This window comes from Microbacterium allomyrinae (assembly GCF_020682705.1).
GTDB lineage: Bacteria > Actinomycetota > Actinomycetes > Actinomycetales > Microbacteriaceae > Microbacterium > Microbacterium allomyrinae.
In genome coordinates this window covers 710,084-727,480 of sequence record NZ_JAGTTN010000001.1, presented here as the reverse complement: position 1 = coordinate 727,480, position 17,397 = coordinate 710,084, and the positions used below count along the sequence as shown (strand labels likewise).

14 protein-coding genes are annotated in these 17,397 nt (G+C 68.7%); all 14 read left to right on the top strand.

Features of this window, described 5'->3' with window-relative positions:
- Nucleotides 1-4: 4 nt before the first annotated feature.
- The 14 genes from KEC57_RS03485 to KEC57_RS03420 all read left to right on the top strand — a co-directional run bounded on the left by KEC57_RS03485 (nucleotide 5) and on the right by KEC57_RS03420 (nucleotide 17,394).
- On the top strand, nucleotides 5-748 hold the full coding sequence (locus KEC57_RS03485) for a GntR family transcriptional regulator (RefSeq protein ID WP_229383130.1): 744 nt from the start codon (nucleotides 5-7) through the stop codon (nucleotides 746-748).
- A 207-nt stretch (nucleotides 749-955) separates the two neighbouring features.
- A complete protein-coding gene (locus KEC57_RS03480) occupies nucleotides 956-1,912 on the top strand; it encodes a phosphotriesterase family protein (RefSeq protein ID WP_229383686.1) in 957 nt (318 codons plus the stop codon).
- A 1-nt stretch (nucleotide 1,913) separates the two neighbouring features.
- The gene (locus KEC57_RS03475; RefSeq protein WP_229383128.1) at nucleotides 1,914-2,867 is read left to right on the top strand and encodes a phosphotriesterase family protein; all 954 of its coding nucleotides are present in this window, start codon (nucleotides 1,914-1,916) and stop codon (nucleotides 2,865-2,867) included.
- An 11-nt stretch (nucleotides 2,868-2,878) separates the two neighbouring features.
- Complete coding sequence (locus KEC57_RS03470; RefSeq protein ID WP_229383127.1) at nucleotides 2,879-3,997, top strand: FAD-dependent oxidoreductase; 1,119 nt, start codon at nucleotides 2,879-2,881, stop codon at nucleotides 3,995-3,997.
- A gap of 3 nt (nucleotides 3,998-4,000) precedes the next feature.
- Nucleotides 4,001-4,930: an alpha/beta hydrolase gene (locus KEC57_RS03465; RefSeq protein WP_229383125.1), complete on the top strand. Its 930-nt coding sequence runs from the start codon at nucleotides 4,001-4,003 to the stop codon at nucleotides 4,928-4,930.
- On the top strand, nucleotides 4,927-5,874 hold the full coding sequence (locus KEC57_RS03460; RefSeq protein WP_229383123.1) for an MBL fold metallo-hydrolase: 948 nt from the start codon (nucleotides 4,927-4,929) through the stop codon (nucleotides 5,872-5,874). Before KEC57_RS03465 ends, KEC57_RS03460 begins: the two co-directional genes overlap by 4 nt.
- A complete protein-coding gene (locus KEC57_RS03455; protein WP_229383121.1) occupies nucleotides 5,871-7,595 on the top strand; it encodes a CocE/NonD family hydrolase in 1,725 nt (574 codons plus the stop codon). Before KEC57_RS03460 ends, KEC57_RS03455 begins: the two co-directional genes overlap by 4 nt.
- Nucleotides 7,596-7,835: 240 nt before the next feature.
- Entirely contained in the window at nucleotides 7,836-9,368 is a 1,533-nt protein-coding gene (locus tag KEC57_RS03450) for a sugar ABC transporter ATP-binding protein (RefSeq protein WP_229383119.1), read from the top strand.
- On the top strand, nucleotides 9,365-10,381 hold the full coding sequence (locus KEC57_RS03445) for an ABC transporter permease (protein ID WP_229383118.1): 1,017 nt from the start codon (nucleotides 9,365-9,367) through the stop codon (nucleotides 10,379-10,381). The genes KEC57_RS03450 and KEC57_RS03445 overlap by 4 nt, the downstream gene beginning before the upstream one ends.
- 67 nt (nucleotides 10,382-10,448) lie before the next feature.
- A complete protein-coding gene (locus KEC57_RS03440) occupies nucleotides 10,449-11,606 on the top strand; it encodes a sugar ABC transporter substrate-binding protein (RefSeq protein WP_229383116.1) in 1,158 nt (385 codons plus the stop codon).
- A 119-nt stretch (nucleotides 11,607-11,725) separates the two neighbouring features.
- Nucleotides 11,726-13,003 carry an ATP-binding protein gene (locus tag KEC57_RS03435; RefSeq protein WP_229383115.1) on the top strand — a complete coding sequence of 426 codons (1,278 nt, stop codon included), beginning with the start codon at nucleotides 11,726-11,728 and terminating at the stop codon, nucleotides 13,001-13,003.
- Between the two features lie 90 nt (nucleotides 13,004-13,093).
- Complete coding sequence (locus KEC57_RS03430) at nucleotides 13,094-14,062, top strand: squalene cyclase (RefSeq protein ID WP_229383113.1); 969 nt, start codon at nucleotides 13,094-13,096, stop codon at nucleotides 14,060-14,062.
- Nucleotides 14,063-14,167: 105 nt separating this feature from the next.
- The gene (locus KEC57_RS03425) at nucleotides 14,168-16,384 is read left to right on the top strand and encodes a heavy metal translocating P-type ATPase (protein WP_229383112.1); all 2,217 of its coding nucleotides are present in this window, start codon (nucleotides 14,168-14,170) and stop codon (nucleotides 16,382-16,384) included.
- A gap of 74 nt (nucleotides 16,385-16,458) precedes the next feature.
- A complete protein-coding gene (locus KEC57_RS03420) occupies nucleotides 16,459-17,394 on the top strand; it encodes a DUF2510 domain-containing protein (protein WP_229383111.1) in 936 nt (311 codons plus the stop codon).
- The last annotated feature ends 3 nt before the right edge of the window (nucleotides 17,395-17,397 follow it).

Here is a 17,397-nt window from a genome sequence, read left to right as displayed (position 1 = left end):
AGCCGTGACGGCAGCTACGCAGATCGATCGCGGATCGGGCGTCCCGCTGTACCTGCAGATCAAGCGGATCCTCGCCGACGAGATCGTCGCGGTGGGCGCCGATGCGGGGGCGATGACCGAGCAGCTGCTCACCGAGCGCTTCCGGGTGAGCCGGGCGACCGTGCGGCAGGCGTTGCAGGAACTGGTGAAGGACGGCCTCGTGTACCGGGAACGGTCCAAGGGAACGTTCCCCGTCCAGCGTATGGACATCGACCGGCCTGCCACGCTGCAGGTCGGCGGGCTCGTCGGCTATCTCGCGGATCTGGGGATGAACCCGTCGTCGGAGGTGAGGGACGTCCATCGTGCCGTTCCGCCGCGAGAGGTCGTGGACGCCCTCATGCTCGACGTGGGCGAAACGGTTCTCACGTTTCACCGTCGCGTCTTCGCCAACGGCCAGCCTCTCTCCCTCGCGCTGGTGCGTCTTCGCAGCCCGGAGGAGTTCTTGCCGACGGCGGCAGAGCTCGAGGCGGCGGGCTCGGCGATCGAACTGCTCGAACAGGCGTACGGCGTCCGGGTGGCTCGCAGCGAGCATCGTGTCTGGGCGACCTCGGCGTCGTCGGAAGAGGCCGCGGCGCTTGCGCTCGAAGCCGGCGCCCCGGTGCTCGTCCTGGAGACCGTGATGCGCACCCGCGAGGGGCGACCGGTCGTCTGGCGTCGTATCGCCGACCACGCGGACATCATCAAGCACACCTTCATCGCCGACCTCTAGCGGCCGGTCGGCCCCGGCGGTATCGCCCCGCCATCTGCGCGCGCACGAGGTGCGTCACCCTCGACGCGCCGTCTTTCGTCGACCCTGCGGTGACGCTCTGGAATATAACTTGACACTCTGTAAAGTGAATGTCATGATCGTCACGATCGCGCGGGAAATCGTGCCCGCCGTTCGATTCGGAACTCAAAGGAGAGGCTGTTCGTGAGCATGACGGTGAACACCGTGCTGGGCCCTATTGCGCCGGAGGATCTCGGCGTCATCGCGGTGCATGAAGCGCTGCTGTCGGTCGTGCCGGGCGCGCAGTACGCGTTCGACATCACGATCGATCGCGCGGAGATCTTCGAGACGCTCAAAGGCAGACTCGACACGTTCAAGGCTGCGGGTGGCGATACTGTCGTCGACCACACGGGCATGTTCCACGGTCGCGATGTGCGCCTCTACGAGGCGCTGTCCCGGGCGACCGGCGTGCACATCATCGCCTCCACGGGCATGGGCCCGGAGGAGAACCTCGGTGGCTACTTCCTCACCCCGCAGACCAACCCGCCGACGCCGTGGCCCGCCGAGCGGTTCGCCGAGCTCTTCGCGGCAGAGGTCACCGACGGCATGGTCGTCCCGCGCGTCGAGCGACGAAGCGGCGCGGGGCTCGTGGTCACGGCGTTGAGCGAGAACGGACCCACGCCCACCGATGAAAGCCTGCTGCGCGGCGCTGCTCGCACCGCGAAGGCCACCGGTGTCGCACTGTCCTTCGTCGCCGCGAACCCCGACGCTGCCCTCGACATCATCGCCGAGGAGGGCCTGGCGGCCGATCGCGTCGTCATCGGCGGCATCGACCGCCGTGACCGCGTCGCCGCAGCGGAGGACCTCGCCGCACGCGGCGCCTACGTCGCGATCGACCATGTCGGCTCTGCCGAGGACACCCATCTGACCGACACCGAGCGCGTCGGCCTCGTGCAGAGGCTCATCGCCGCCGGCCACACCGACCGCATCATCCTCTCGGCATCGGCCGTAGGCGTCGCGAAGGGATTCACCGCCCCGGCCGTGGAGTACGCCGTCGTGCTCACCGACTTCGTCCCCGCCCTGCGCATCGCGGGCGTCGCGGATGCCGATATCACCCGCATCCTCACGGACAACCCCCGTGCGCTGCTCATCGGACAGGAGATCTGACATGGCACGCGTGAACACCGTCCTCGGACCCATCGCCGTCGAAGAACTCGGCTTCACCTCGATCCACGAGCACATCGGCTACGGCATGCCCGGCAGTGAACTCGACACCCGCTGGTGGAAGAGCCCGGAGCAGCGCTACGAGGAGACCGTGCCGAAGCTGCGGGAGTACAAGGAGAAGGGCGGCAGCAGCTACGTCGACGCCACCGGCATCTGCAACGGCCGCGACGTGAACTACTACCAGTCCCTGTCGGAGAAGACCGGCGTCAACATCGTCGCGTGCACCGGCTTCGTCGGTGGCGACACGGCGCTGAAGCACTTCGCCGACGCCGAGGTGCAGTACCTCGCCGACCAGTTCATCCACGAGATCACGGTGGGCGTCGGCTCGACCGGCGGCAAGGCGGGCATCATCAAGGTCGGCGTCAGCCGCGGCTTCAAGATGACCCCGCTCGATCTGCGAATCTACCGTGCCGCCGCGCGCGCGGCCGTCGCCACGGGCGTCCCGATCATCACGCACCTCGCCGTCGACTCCGCGCCCGCGCTGGAGATCTTCGGTGAGGAGGGCATGGACGTCAATCGCGTCCTGTTCGGCCACGCGGACGACGGGGTGAGCCAGGGCAAGGTCGACGAGGAAGGGCTGCTCGCCGCCGGGGGGCGCATCGGCTTCGACACCTTCGGGTACGACCTCGAACTGCCCGACCCGCCGTTCTGGGGTCGTCATCGCGACGAGCGCTTCCAGCACCTCATGCGATTCCTGCGCGCCGGCCAGGCCGACCGGGTGCTCGTCGCCGCCGACGCCAACTGCTCGCCGCTGGGTTGGCCCGGCGTCAAGGGCCACACCATCAACTACCTCTTCGATCAGCTGATCCCCGATCTCAAGGCCGATGGCGTCGACGACGCCACGATCGAGCAGCTCTTCGTCGGCAACGTCGTCGACTTCTTCACTCCCAAGAACTGAGAGAACACATCATGGATCTCACCGGACGCACGGTCGCCGTCATCGGCGCAGGTTTCGCAGGAGCGTCGACAGCGAAGGCGCTGAGCCTTCTCGGCGCAGACGTCACCGTCTACGAGCAGGCCCAACAGGCCGGAGAAGTCGGCGCCGGTATCGGCCTGCGGCCCTCCTCACTCGCGGCCTTCCGCGAGTGGGGCTCGCTCGAGGCCATCCAGGGCGTGACCAGCCCGAGCCACGGCCTGCGCATCTTCACGCCGACTTCGGAGCCCATCCACGCCGAGGAATGGCCGGAGAAGGACGTCTTCGGCCTCACCACCCACTTCATCCATCGTCGGGACTTCATCGACGCGCTGCTCAGCGTGCTGCCCGAGGGCATGGTCGCGTTCGGCCATCGCCTCGTGAGCGTCGTCGACAACGGCGACAGCGCCACGGTGAGCTTCCAGAACGGCACCGAGATCACGGCGGATCTGGTCGTCGCGGCCGACGGCATCACCTCGCGCGTGCGCGGTGCCCTCTTCAGCGAGAAGCCCCCGGTGTTCGCTCACGAGCACGCCTACCGTGCCGTCTTCGACCTCGACCTGATTCCTGGCGTGTTCGACGACGACAACGACTTCCACATCTACTTCGACGTTCCCACGAACCGTCACCTCTACCTGGTGCCGCTCAAGCATCGAGGACAGGTCTCGTTCGACATCACGGTCCCGTCGGACGACGACACGTGGTCGCCCAAGATCACTCGCGAGCGGCTGATCGAATCGCTCGCGGGGTTCGACGACCGCTTCGAGAACGTCACTCGCACGATCGACCTCGACACCGTCAACTGCCGTTCGGCTCATGACATCGACTCGATAAACCTGTGGCACACAGATTCGATCGTGCTGGTCGGCGACGCCGCTCACGCCATGCTCCACCACCAGGGACAAGGCGCGAACTCGGCCATCCTCGGCGCGAAGGGCCTCGCGGACGCACTCCGCGACGCCGACTCGATCGCCGCCGGCCTGTCGGCCTACCAGGCCGCCCGCAAACCCATCACCGACGAATACCAGCGCATCTCGCGCGCCGGATGGGACGAGGAGTCGCTCGACGACGGCTTCCCCGGTCAGCACGGGGATGCTGACCGGGTCGAGGCCTGAGCCATGCCGCTGCATCCTCAGATCGCCTCGTTCATCGCCACGCTGCCGCACGATGAACCCGACGTGCTCGACCCCGTCGCCATGCGGGCCGGGGAAGAGGCGCGTGTGCCGGCACCGGACGACCGCCACCCGGTGCGCTCGGTCGGAGACCGGGTGCTGAGCACCCCCGTCGGCGGGATTCCGGTGCGCGTGTACAACGACTCCGAGACGGAGTCCGCGGGTGTGATCGTGTACTTCCACGGCGGGGCGTTCTTCCTGGGCAGCCTCGACACGCATGACCACATCGCGCGGCACCTCGCCACCGCCACCGGCCTGCGCGTGGTCTCCGTGGGCTACCGCCTGGCGCCGGAGCACGCCTTCCCCGCCGCGATCGACGACAGCGTCGCGGCGGTGCGGTGGATCATCGAGCACGGCGACGAACTGGGCTGGGACGGCGGCGTCCTCGCCGTCGTCGGTGACAGCGCCGGCGCGACGATCGCTACGGTCGTCGCTGCCGAGCTGCACGACCGCGGGACCGATCGCATCACGCACCAGGTGCTCTACTACCCGTCGGTCGACCTCGACCTCGACCCCGAGCGCTACGGTTCGATGGTCGAGAACGCGGTCGGCTACGGCCTCGAGACCTCGGGACTCGCCCCTTTCAATGCGTTCTACATCGACAGCGGAGCCGACGTGCTCGACGCGCGCGTGTCTCCGATCACGCGTGCGGATCTGTCGGGTCTTCCCGCAGCGCTCATCCTGACCGGCGAGTACGACCCGATGCGAGACGAGGGCGAGCTCTACGCGCAGCGCCTGCGCGACGCCGGCGTCGACGTGACGCAGACACGCTACCTCGGCGCCGGACACGGCTTCGTGCAGCACTTCTTCTGGCTGCCGGAGTACGCCGAGGCGTTCGCGCAGACGGCGCGGTTCCTGGACGGAGCGGCACGATGAGCATCGTCCACCCTCTGGTCGCGCCGTGGGGCCGCTTCAGCCTGCGCAGCTTCTACATCGATGCTCCGAAGCCCGCGATCATCGACACCGGCGTGACCGAGTCGCCGGCGAACATGGCGGCGCAGCTCGAAACTCTGGGGCGAAGCGTCGCCGACGTCCGGTGGATCCTGCTGACCCACGGTCACATCGACCACATGGGCGGGACGACCGGCCTGTACGAGCGGACCGGCCGCCAGGCCGACGTCGTCATCCACGAAGCCGACGTGGCATTCCTGCGTTCGCGCGAGGCCCACGTCGAGGAGTGGCGGCAGGGGCGCGGGCGCTGGCTGACCGATCCCGAGGGCGAAGCCCACGAGATCGAGCTGCTTCGTGCCGCGATCGACGGCGAGATGGAGCCGAGCATCATCGTCACCGGGGGCGAGACGCTCGCACTCGGCGACGGCATCGAGATGCGGGTGCACTCGATTCCCGGCCACACCGAGGGTGCGGTCGCGTACGAGCTCGTCGGACACGGAGACGTCTTCGTCGGCGACGCCGTGCAGGCGTACGGCGCCGCGAGCGGATTCCCCGGCTACGAGGATCCCGATCGCTACCGCGCGAGCCTGGAGTATCTGCGCGACGTCGTCCGTCCGGAGCGCCTCTATATGGGGCATCCTTATCGTCGCGCGGACGGAACCCCTTTTCCCGAGGTGCTGGACGCGGCGGATGCCATCGAGGCGATCCAGGGAAGCATCGACAACGAGGCCCGTATCCGCGCCGCCGTGCGGGGCCGTCTCGAGGCCGGAGCCGTCGCGACCGATTCGCCGTACTCGCCCTTCGAGGCGGTCGCGGACGAGCTCGGCTACTCCGGCGATCCGACGCTGGAGCCCGCACCGTTCTTCACGACCATGAACGCCTATGTCGCCCACTTCGGTGGCGCGAACTCTCCGAGGAGCGTGCGATGAGCGCCATCCACAACGTCCAGGCGGGCAACACCGCCATCACCGTCCGCAAGGACCTGCGCGTTCCGATGCGCGACGGGGTCGAGCTCGCGGCCGACGCATATGCCGGCACCGACGGCGCGCCGCGACCGGCACTGGTTGCCCTCAGCCCCTACGGCAAGGAACTGCAGGCGCTCGCTCTCACCATGCCGCCGCAGCGCCGTCCCAGTCCGATGTGGGACGGATGCATCGAAGCGGGCGATATCGCGCGCGTGGTCGACGAGGGATACGTGCACGTCATCGGCGACCTGCGCGGATCCGGGGCGTCGGACGGCGAGCACATCGGCAACTACAACGCCGGCGGAGTCTCACTGGGCCAGGACGCCTACGACTTCATCGAGTGGGTCGCGGCTCAGCCATGGTGCGACGGCAACGTCGGAATGATCGGCATCTCGTACTTCGGCTCGATGCAGCTGCTGGCGGCCGCCGCGCGTCCGCCGCACCTGAAGGCGATCTTCGTCTCCGGTGGTCACTACGACTTCTACGAGACGACCTACCACGGCGGCATCATGTGGTTCATGCCGCGTGCGGCGCGCGAGGGGCGCGGCGGCGACTCCGGCTGGGCGTTCACCGATCGGGTCAAGTCGCGGATGCTGGAGAACTGCACGCCGGACTACGTGGCCCGCCGCGTCGCCGAGCGTCTCGCCGATCCGGATGTGGCGGCGTGGCCGAACCTGGTGCATACGCTTCACTATCCGAAGAACCACGAGGCGTGGTTCGACATCATCACGAACGAGCTGTACGGCGACTGGTATGAGGAGCGCAATCCCGTCGCCCTCGCCCCGAACATCGACATCCCGGTGTGGCTGCAGCTGGATCAGGGTCGTGGCTGGACCTTGGACGGCACGCTCGAGGTCTTCCACCGCCTCAGGGGCCCCAAGAAGCTCGACATCGGCCCTTACCCCCCGATGCAATCGCGGCCGTTCATCGAGGAACACGACAAGATGTTCCGCTGGTACGACTACTGGATCAAGGGCATCGACAACGGTGTGATGGACGAGCCGGCGGTCTCGGTCTTCGTCGAGGGGTCGCGCGAGGTCGTCACCGCCGACCAGTGGCCGCCGAAGCCGATCGAGTACACGTCGCTGTTCCTGCGTCCGCGCGGCAAGCTGCTCGCGCAGCCCGAGCCGATGACCGCCGAGCATGCCGCCCCTGACGGGTTCTACCAGGCGCCGTTGACGGTGACCGACAAGGTCGAGATCCTCACCTGGCGCACGGATCCGTTCGAGCAGGCGACCGAGATGATCGGTACGGGCGCGGCGCACCTGTTCGTGGCGATCGATCAGGACGACTCGAATCTCATTCTGCGATTCTGGGATGAAGCTCCCGGAGGTCGTCGCCAGCTCATCACGACGGCGTATCTGAAGGCATCCCACCGCGAGCTGGACGACCGCACCACCGAGGGCAATCCGTACCACCCGCACACCCGCGCGGTGCCGGTCGAGCCGGGCCGGATCGAGGAGTACGTCCTGCGGATCTATCCCTTCGCAGCGACGTTCCTGCCGGGGCACCGTCTCGTTGCGGAGCTCTCCAACGACGAGCCGCTGGTGGACGAGCACAACTCGCTCCTGCCCCCCGACGCGTTCCATCTGCCCGTCGGGCGCCCGGTGACCCACAAGGTCTACCGCGATGCCGAACACCACTCGCGCCTCGTCCTGCCGTTCACGTCAGCGAAGGCGCCGTAGGTCGCAGCGGACGATCGACCCCCCGGCTTCGCCTCCGCCCGTGCGGCGGGCGGAGCCGGGGCACCACAACTCAATGACGGGCACGGCGACAGACCTCGACGTCTGCGGCCGTGCACAGCAATCTGCCGGGTGGCCGCCCGGTCGATGTCCACAGACACGAGGAGGTGCTGTGTGTTATCCGAATCAGTCGCGACTCGCGGCGAGAGCGGGCATGACTCGCACGGCGAGCGAGGTGCGGTGATGAGCGCTCCACGGCTGGAGGTGACGTCGCTGTCGAAGACCTTTGCCGGCGTGACGGTCCTGAAGGACGCGCACCTCGAGGTGCACGCGGGCGAGGTGCATGCGCTCATCGGGCAGAACGGCTCCGGAAAGTCGACGCTGATCAAGCTGATCAGCGGCGTGTACCGCGCCGATCGCGGCGGGGAAGTGCTCGTGGACGGCAAGCGGATCGGCGCCCCTGTCGACCCGGCGACCCTCCACGACGAGGGCCTCGCCTTCGTGCACCAGGACCTGGGACTGATCCCGGATCTCTCCGTCCGCGAGAACGTGCGCGTCGGGCGTCACTCCACCCGCCGGTTCACGGGGTGGATCGATACGCGCAAGGACTCCGCGGCCGTGCGCGAGACGCTCGACTTCTTGAATCTGGGGCACATCTCGCCCGACACGAAGGTGCAGAAGCTGCGGCCCAGTGAGAAGGTCGGCGTCGCCATCGCCCGCGCGCTGCAGGAGCGCGTGCCCGGCAGCGGGGTCGTCGTCTTCGATGAGTCGTCGCGATCGATTCCGCACGAGGCGCTTCCCGATTTCTATGCGATGGTGCGGCTGCTCACCTCGCAGGGGACGGCGGTGATCATCGTCAGTCACAACCTCACCGAGGTCCTGCAGATCGCGGACCGTGTGACGGCACTGCGTAACGGGCGCGTCATCGAGATGGGTGTTCCGATCGCACAGCTCGACGAGGCCAAGCTCACCCGGATGGTCTTGGGCCGCAACGGCGAGCTCGCCGACTTCGCGGCCAGCATGCCGTCCCCGCGCCGCGTCGGCGGCATCGAGCTGCGCGACGTGCGCGGCGGCCGTATTCGCCGGATCTCCGCGTCCGTGAGCCGCGGGGAGGTCGTCGGGTTCACCGGATCGATCGACTCCGGCCTCTCCAGCCTCGCGCCACTTCTCGCCGGTGCGCTGACCGGCACGGGCGTGGTCCGCGTGGACGGCCGGGAGCTTTCGCTCGAGAACGCGACCATCTCGAAGGCGCTCGACGCGGGCGTGGCCTACATTCCGCAGGACCGGCATGGCGAGGGGCTCGCGACGGAACTCACCGTCGAGGAGAACGTCACTTTGCCGCACCTCCGCCGGCGGGGGAAGCCGTGGTGGACGGGCGTCGCCTGGCAGCGGGACGAGACCGACGCCGTGCTGCAGCGCTTCGCGGTGACTCCCGCCGATCGCCATGCGGCCGTCGCCGGATTCTCTGGCGGGAATCAGCAGAAGTTGCTCATGGGCAAGTGGCTGATGGGCAGTCCCGTGGTCCTCGTCCTGGACGATCCCACGCAGGCGGTGGACGTCGGCGCGCGCGCCAGCGTCCTGCGCGCCACACGGCAGGCAGCCGTCGACGGTGCGGCGGTCGTCCTGTGCAGCTCCGAGGTGGAGGACCTCGCCTCCGTCTGCGACCGCGTCTACATCCTCGAAGAGGGCAGGGTCGTGAACGAGCTGACCGGGCCGTTCACCGCAGACACCATCTTCTCCGCGATCTTCCACGATTCCGAAGGAACCGACCGATGAGCTCGACCATCCCGCCGTCCACGACCACCACCACGACGACCGTGCCCGCACCCGTACCGCGGGCGCAGCGCATCGCGATGAACCTGCTGTCGCGCTACGCGCTGGTCCTGCTGTGGATCGTCATGCTGGTGGCACTCGTGGCACTCGTGCCCGGCGATGTCAGCCCGATCAACGCGATGCGCACGGTCTTCAGCCAGATCACGCCCGTCATCTTCCTCGGCCTCGGTGTCGTGATCACCATGGCGGTCGGCGAGTTCGACCTCTCGTTCGCCGGCATCTTCAGCATCTCCGCCGTCGCCGTGCCCTCACTCGCCGTGCTGCACGGCTGGCCGATTCCTCTCGCGGTGCTGGCCGCCCTCGTCATCGCGCTCGTCCTCGGCGCGATCAACGCATTGCTCATCGTCGGTATCGGCATCAACTCGGTGGTCGTGACGCTCGGCACCTGGTCGATCGCGGGTGGACTCGCTTATCTGCTGTCGGGTGAGACGACCGTCAGCGGTCTGCCCACCGCGCTCTCCGCCGTGTCCACCGCTCGTTTCCTGGGGCTGCCGCTGCTCTTCTGGTACGGGCTGGTCCTCGTCGCGCTCGTGGCGTACATCATGGCCGCGACCCCGATCGGCCGTCACATGGCGTTCGTGGGATCGAACAGGGCTGTCGCCAAGCTCGCCGGGATCGCCGTCGGACGAGTGCGCGTAGGGGCCTACCTCTCAAGCGCTCTTCTCGCCGGGCTCGCGGGCGTCGTCATCTCGATCGGCAACGGCGGGTTCAACCCCGCGTCCGCGGCCTCCTACCTCCTCCCGACCTTTGCCGCCGTCTTCCTGGGGACGGTCGCGGTCGTGCCGGGGCGCTTCAACCCGATCGGGATGTTCCTCGCCGCCTACTTCTTGATCACCGGCGTCTTCGGGCTGCAGCTGCTGGGCCTGACCGGCTGGGTCACCGAAGTGTTCTACGGCGCCGCGCTGATCCTCGCCGTCACCATCTCGCACCTCCTGCAACGGCGGACCAAGGGCTGACCCACGAGGTGCAGTCCTGCGTTCCTCACCATCACCATCACCATCACCAAGCAATGGAGTCACATCAGTGAAGAAGAATCTCCGTGCCCTCGGCGTCGTCATCGCCGCCCTGAGCATGATCGCTCTCGCCGGCTGTTCCAGCGACCCCGGCACCTCGACCGAGACCATGGATGCCGCGGATCTGAGCCCCGAAGCCCAGGCTGCGCTGCAGGTCGTGACGGCCGCCTCGGAGTCCGTCGATGAGTTCACCGCACCGGGTCCGGCGGTCGATGCGAGTGCTCTCGCGGGCGAGACGGTCTACTACATTCCGATGGCTCTTCAGATCCCGCTGCTCAACAATCTGGGGACCGCTCTGACGTCTGCTCTGGAGAACGTCGGCGCGACGGTCCAGGTCTGCGACGCGAAGCTCAATCCCGCGGACGCAGCCAGCTGCATCTCGCAGGCGATCGACGCCGATGCGGCCGCGGTGATCACCGGGGGCATCCCGAAGGAATTCGCGACGACATCCTTCGATCAGCTGCTCGCGGCGGGAATTCCGTGGGTCCTGTCCGCCACGACGACCTCGGGCGACGGCGACCCCTCGCAGGTGGCCTACGTCAGCGCTGACAACGTGCTGCTGCAGTCGTGGTCGACGAACTGGGTCATCGCCGACTCGAATGCGGCGGCGAACGTGCTCGTCATCAAGCTCACCGATTCCGAGGCGACCACCGCGTGGGCGGACTACGGCATCCTCGCCACCTACGAGCAGGGCTGCGCCGATTGCACGGTCCAGGTCGTCGAGACCAACTCCGGTCAGCTCGACAAGCTCCCGAGCCTCATCAGTTCCGCGCTGATCGCCAACCCCGACATCACATACATCCAGGCGGAGTTCGACCAGTTCCTGCCGTCGGTGTCGCAGGGCATCCAGTCCGCCGCACGTGACGACATCACCGTGGTCAGCGTCGACGGGCAGCTCTCCACCCTTCAGGAGATCGCGGCGGGCGGGGACGTCAAGGCGGTGGCCGCATACAACCAGGATGCGGCAGCGTGGTACACGGCCGATGCGGTCGTGCGCCTCACCTCCGGTGCCGAGGCGGTGGGGGACCTCTCGTTCCCGTTCCGCCGCATCTTCACCACCGAGAACGTCGGGAACCTGACGCTCACCGCCGACGCGCAGGCGTCGGGCGAGTGGTTCGGCGACGCCGACTACCGGGCCGGCTTCCTGGAGCTGTGGGGTGTGAACTAGCGAGCGCGCGAAGCTGCCGGTCCTGCGGATGCGGGGCCGGCAGCGAGTCCGTCCGCGATACTCTGATCCCCTCGCCGCCTCGCCGGATCACGTGCGGGCACGGGATCGAAGGAGACTCGATGACAGGCTGGCGGATCCGCGACTACCACGCCGACGATGTCGACGGCATCCTGAGGCTCTGGGAGCAGGTCCTCGCGGCCGATGCCGAACCGGTCTACGGGCTCGCAGACGTCCTCGCCTCCTGCGCGAAGGACCATGCCGTGGTGGCCGTTGCCGGAGACGAGGTCGTGGGCGCGGCGATCGGCAGGGCTGCGCACGCGCAAGGCTGGGTGGTCTTCCTCGCCACCGCATCCCACGCCCGGGGAACCGGGGTCGGATCCTCGCTGCTCGCGGCGCTCGAGGCGCGGATGGCCGCGCACGGAATCTCGAAGCTCTCGGCATTGATGCCGGCGGTCGAGACGCGAGTCGGTGCCTTCTTGCACCAGGGATTCGTGCTCAAGCAGGACCTGCATTATTTCGAGCGACTCATTCCCGTCCAGCGCGAAGAGCTCAAGCGTCTCGCCGAACTCGGCGGGCGTGTGCTGCCTCGGGGCCTGTGGGACTCCGTGGGCGGTATGACCGCCGAGAAGGATCTGCTCGAACGGCGAGTGGTGATGCCCCTGGCCCAGTCCGAGCTCGCCGACAAGTTCGGGGTGGTGCCGCCGCGGGCCATCGTCCTGTTCGGTCCGCCGGGAACGGGCAAGACCACTTTCGCGAAGGCGATCGCGTCCCGCTTGGAGTGGTCGTTCGTCGAGGTCTTCCCCTCGCGCCTCGCCGCGCATCCCGGCGGGCTCGCCGGCGCGCTGCGCGAGACGTTCACGACGATCTCCGAGCTGGAGCACGCCGTGGTCTTCATCGACGAGGTGGAGGAGATCGCCTCGCATCGCCAGGGAGAGCCGCCGTCGCCGACGCAGGGCGTGACGAACGAGCTGCTGAAGATCATCCCCGCCTTCCGCGAGCAGCCCGGGCGCCTGCTGATCTGCGCCACGAACTTCATACGCGCGCTGGATGCCGCGTTCCTGCGTCACGGCCGGTTCGACTACGTGATCCCGATCGGTCTCCCCGACGAACAGGCCAGGACCGCTATCTGGCGGCGGTACATCCCGACGACCGCCGTCGACATCGACGTGTCCACGCTCGTCACCATGACGGACGGCTTCTCGCCCGCCGACATCGAGTTCGCGGCGCGCAAGGCGTCGCAGGCGGCGCTGGAGAATGCGGTGTACGCCGCCGAGGGCGCTCAGGACGGCCCGGTCATCGGCGACTACATCGCCGCGATCTCCGCCACGCGCGCCACCGTGTCGCCCCAGGTCGCGGCGGACTTCCTCGAAGATATCGAGACCGTCGGTCGGATGTAGGGCGCTCCGGCTCCGGGGCGATCGGCGGATGCCCTGGGGTGACGCACGCGGACGCTTCCGACTGTCGGCGCCGGGGGCTAGTTTGCTGGCATGGCGATCGATCCGCGGGTGCTCGACTGGCTGCTCGACTCCGACCCGGCCGTGAAATGGCAGGTAGAGCGGGATCTGACCGGTGCGGCGCCCGAGACCTGGCAGGCGACTCGTGCCCGAGTGGCGGTCGAAGGCTATGGTGCGGCCCTTCTGGCGAAGCAGGACCCGGATGGTCAGTGGGATGGTGGCGCGTACTTCCCCGCCGGGTTCTTCGGCAGCGCTGAGGCAGAGCTGCCGGGTCAGCCCTGGACGGCGACCACGTGGGCACTGAAAGACCTCCGGGAGTGGGGCCTGGATGCCGCCGCCCTGGACGGTACGGCCGAGAAGCTCGCGGCGAACAGTCGGTGGGAGTACGACGATCTGCCGTACTGGGGCGGCGAGGTCGATGTCTGCATCAACTCCTACACTCTCGCCAGTGGCGCCTGGCTCGGCGCCGACGTCTCAGCGCTCGCGGCGTGGTTTCCTGCACACCGTCTGGCCGACGGCGGCTGGAACTGCGAGGCGGAAGAAGGCCGCTCCGTCCGCTCGTCGTTCCACTCGACCCTCAATGCCGTGCGCGGAATGCTCGCGTACGAGCGGCTGACCGGCGACTCCTCGCTCGCAGAGGCGCGTCGAGGGGGCGAGGAGTACCTCCTCACGCGCCGCCTCCTCTACCGCGCCACCACGGGCGAGGTCGTCGGCGACTTCGCGACCCGCTTCGTCTCTCCGAATCGCCACCGGTACAGCGCACTCGTCGCGCTCGATCACTTCCGCGACGCCGCGCTGCGGGACGGCACCGCGCCCGATTCGCGACTCTCGGATGCCGTCGACCTCGTGCGTGCCGCCCGCCAGGCAGATCGCACCTGGCGGCAGGGCACGCCCCTCACCGGGCGTACCTGGTTCGCGGTCGACGTGCCCGAGGGCCAGTCGTCTCGATGGCTCACGCTCATCGGCACCCGTGTGCTGGATTGGTGGGATGCCTCGGCCTGACAGCGAGCGATTGTCCGTGAAGCGGAATACGTGACGGGCCGTCACGATTGTCCTAGATACCCCTCAGGGGTATAACGGAATCAATCGCTGAATGAGGAGAGGGCCATGACCGGCCAGCACCGTCCGCATCGCGCCGCGCTGAACGACGCCCACGCCGAGCACGTCGCGGAGCACGCCGAGCACTCTGGCCACGCCGATCACACCGGCCACCTCGGTCACCTCGAGCCCGCGCCAGGGGAGCACCACGCCCACGCTGGTCTCGGCTCGCCCGCCGCCCACGCCGCGCCCGCCGCCCACGACGCGCCCGCCGCCCATGCCGCTCACTCGTCGCACGGCGGTCATACCGGCCACGGCGCCGATCATGCCGCGCGCTTCCGCCGGCTGTTCTGGATCAACCTCGCCCTCGCCGTCCCGGTCATCGCGTTCTCGGGCATGTTCGCGATGCTCGCCGGCTACCCGCTTCCCGAGGCGCCGATCGCCGCATGGATCTCGCCGGTGCTCGGCACCGTCATGTATTTCTGGGGCGGCTGGCCGTTCCTCACCGGTGCGATCGGTGAGATCCGAGCACGGACACCCGGCATGATGCTGCTCGTCGGGCTTGCGATCACGGTCGCGTTCATCGCGTCGTGGGGAGCGACCCTCGGGATGCTGCACCACCAGCTCGAATTCTGGTGGGAGCTGGCACTGCTGATCGTCATCATGCTGCTCGGCCACTGGATCGAGATGCGCTCGCTCGCCCAGACGACCTCGGCGCTGGACTCGCTCGCAGCGCTGCTGCCCGACGAGGCGGAGCGCATCGACGGTGACACGATCGTCGTGGTGCCGCCCGCCGATCTCCGCGTCGGCGACGTCGTGATCGTCCGGCCCGGCGCGAGCGTCCCCGCCGATGGCCGGATCGTGGATGGCCGTGCCGACATGGACGAGTCGATGGTGACGGGCGAGTCGCGTCCGGTGTCCCGCATGGCGGGCGACCCGGTGACGGCAGGCACGGTGGCCACCGATTCGGGCATCCGCATCGAGGTCACCGCGACCGGTGACGACACCGCGCTCGCCGGCATCGGTCGCCTCGTCGCCGACGCGCAGAACTCGACCTCCCGCGCTCAGCGCCTCGCCGATCGTGCGGCGGGATGGCTCTTCTGGTTCGCGCTCGCGGCTGCGGCGGTGACGGCCATCGTCTGGACGGCGATCGGGTCGCCCGACGAAGCCGTTGTGCGCACGATCACTGTGCTCGTCATCGCCTGCCCGCACGCGCTGGGCCTCGCGATTCCGCTCGTGGTGTCGATCGCGACCGAGCGGGCCGCGCGCGGCGGCGTGCTCATCAAGGACCGTCTCGCGCTGGAGAGCATGCGCACGGTCGACGCCGTGTTGTTCGACAAGACGGGCACCCTCACCAAGGGCGAGCCGACCGTCGTCGATGTGGCAGCGGTGGACGGTCTCGACGCCTCCGAGGTGCTCGTGCTCGCGGCAGCGGCCGAAGCCGACAGCGAGCACCCGCTCGCGGGTGCCATCGTCCGCACCGCGCGCCGGCGCGGACTCGCGGTGCCGCGCGCGACCGGCTTCTCGTCGTCGCCGGCCGTCGGCGTGACCGCCACGGTGGACGGCCACGAGGTGCGCGTCGGGGGTCCTCGTCTGCTCGCGGACATCGGGGCGGCGGATGTCGCGGCATCCGCCGCCTGGCGGCACCAGGGCTTCATCGTCCTGCACGTCGTCCGCGACGATGCCGTGGTGGGCGGACTCGCCCTCGCCGACGAGATCCGCCCCGAATCCCGAGAAGCCGTCGAAGCGCTCCGCCGGCTCGAGGTGGATGTCGTGATGATCACAGGGGATGCCGAAGCCGTCGCGCGCGCGGTGGCCGAGGACCTCGGCATCCGTCGCTTCTTCGCGGGCGTCCGCCCGGAGGACAAAGCGGCCAAGGTCGCCGAGCTGCAACGCGAGGGGCTGAGGGTCGCGATGGTGGGCGACGGCGTGAACGATGCCCCGGCACTGGCGAGGGCGGACGTCGGCATCGCGATCGGAGCGGGGACCGACGTCGCCATCGCGTCGGCCGGGGTGATCCTCGCCTCCAGCGATCCGCGCTCGGTGCTCTCGGTGATCGAACTCTCGCGCGCGAGCTACCGCAAGATGGCGCAGAACCTCTGGTGGGCGGCGGGGTACAACCTCATCTCCGTACCACTCGCGGCCGGCATCCTCGCACCGATCGGATTCGTGCTCCCGATGTCGGTGGGCGCGATCCTGATGTCACTGTCGACCGTGGTCGTCGCGCTCAACGCGCAGCTGCTGCGCCGGCTGGATCTGAGGCCCGGGCATTCGACACGGCGCTGAACCAGGGCTGTGCGAGCGCCGTCGTGCACGTCGGGCCGCTGATGCCGCGCATGCCTCCGCAGTAGGGTGTGACCATGACGACGACTCCTCCCGGATGGTACGACGACGGCCACGGCGCCATGCGCTGGTGGGACGGCGCGCAGTGGACCGAGCACGTCGCGCAGCCCGACGCCGAGACCGACGCCGGCGCGCCGACCGAGGCCGACATCGTCGCCGCCTCCGAGGCCGGCGCGGTTCCGGGAGCGACAGCGCTCGAGCTCGACCCGGCCGCAGCAGCGGCATACGGCGTTCCTTCCCCCGCCGGCGTGCCCGATTACCAGGCATACGCCGCGGCGGGCGAACCCGCACCGCTCGCGGAGGCGGCGCCCGAGGCGGGCGCAGCCGCTGCGGCGGGTGCTCCGATCGACGCCGCCGCGCAGCCGGCGTACCAGGACCCGTACGCGGCGACCGGACTTCCGCCCGCGGGATATCCCGCCAACGGCGCCGGCGGATTCACGGCCGCGACCGAGCGTCGCAAGTCAAAGCTCTGGATCCTCTGGGTCGTCCTCGGCGTCGTGCTGCTGGGCATCGTCATCGCAGCGGCCATCGTCATCCCGCTGCTGTTCATGAGCATGGCGACCTCCGGCGGCTCTGCCGACTCCGAAGACGAGCGTGCCGCGGTGGCCGCCGTCGAGCTGTACGACGATGCGTGGCAAGATGCCGACTGCGAGGCGTTCACGACGTCGACGACCGATCAGTTCCGCGCCGACAGCGGCTTCGGCGATTGCGACTCCTTCGTCACCGAGGCCGAGCTGTTCGACGAGAACTTCGACGACTACGAAGTCGCGATCGACGAGGTCGCCACGAACGAGGACGGCACCATCACCGTCACCACCACGGAGTCCTTCCTCTCGCCCCTCGATGAAGAAGGCAACCCGGCAGACGAGCCGGTCCCCGGAGCGACCGTCTATCACTACACGGTCGTCGCGGTGGGCGACGAGTGGGCCATCGACGGCCTCACGTACGAGTAAGAC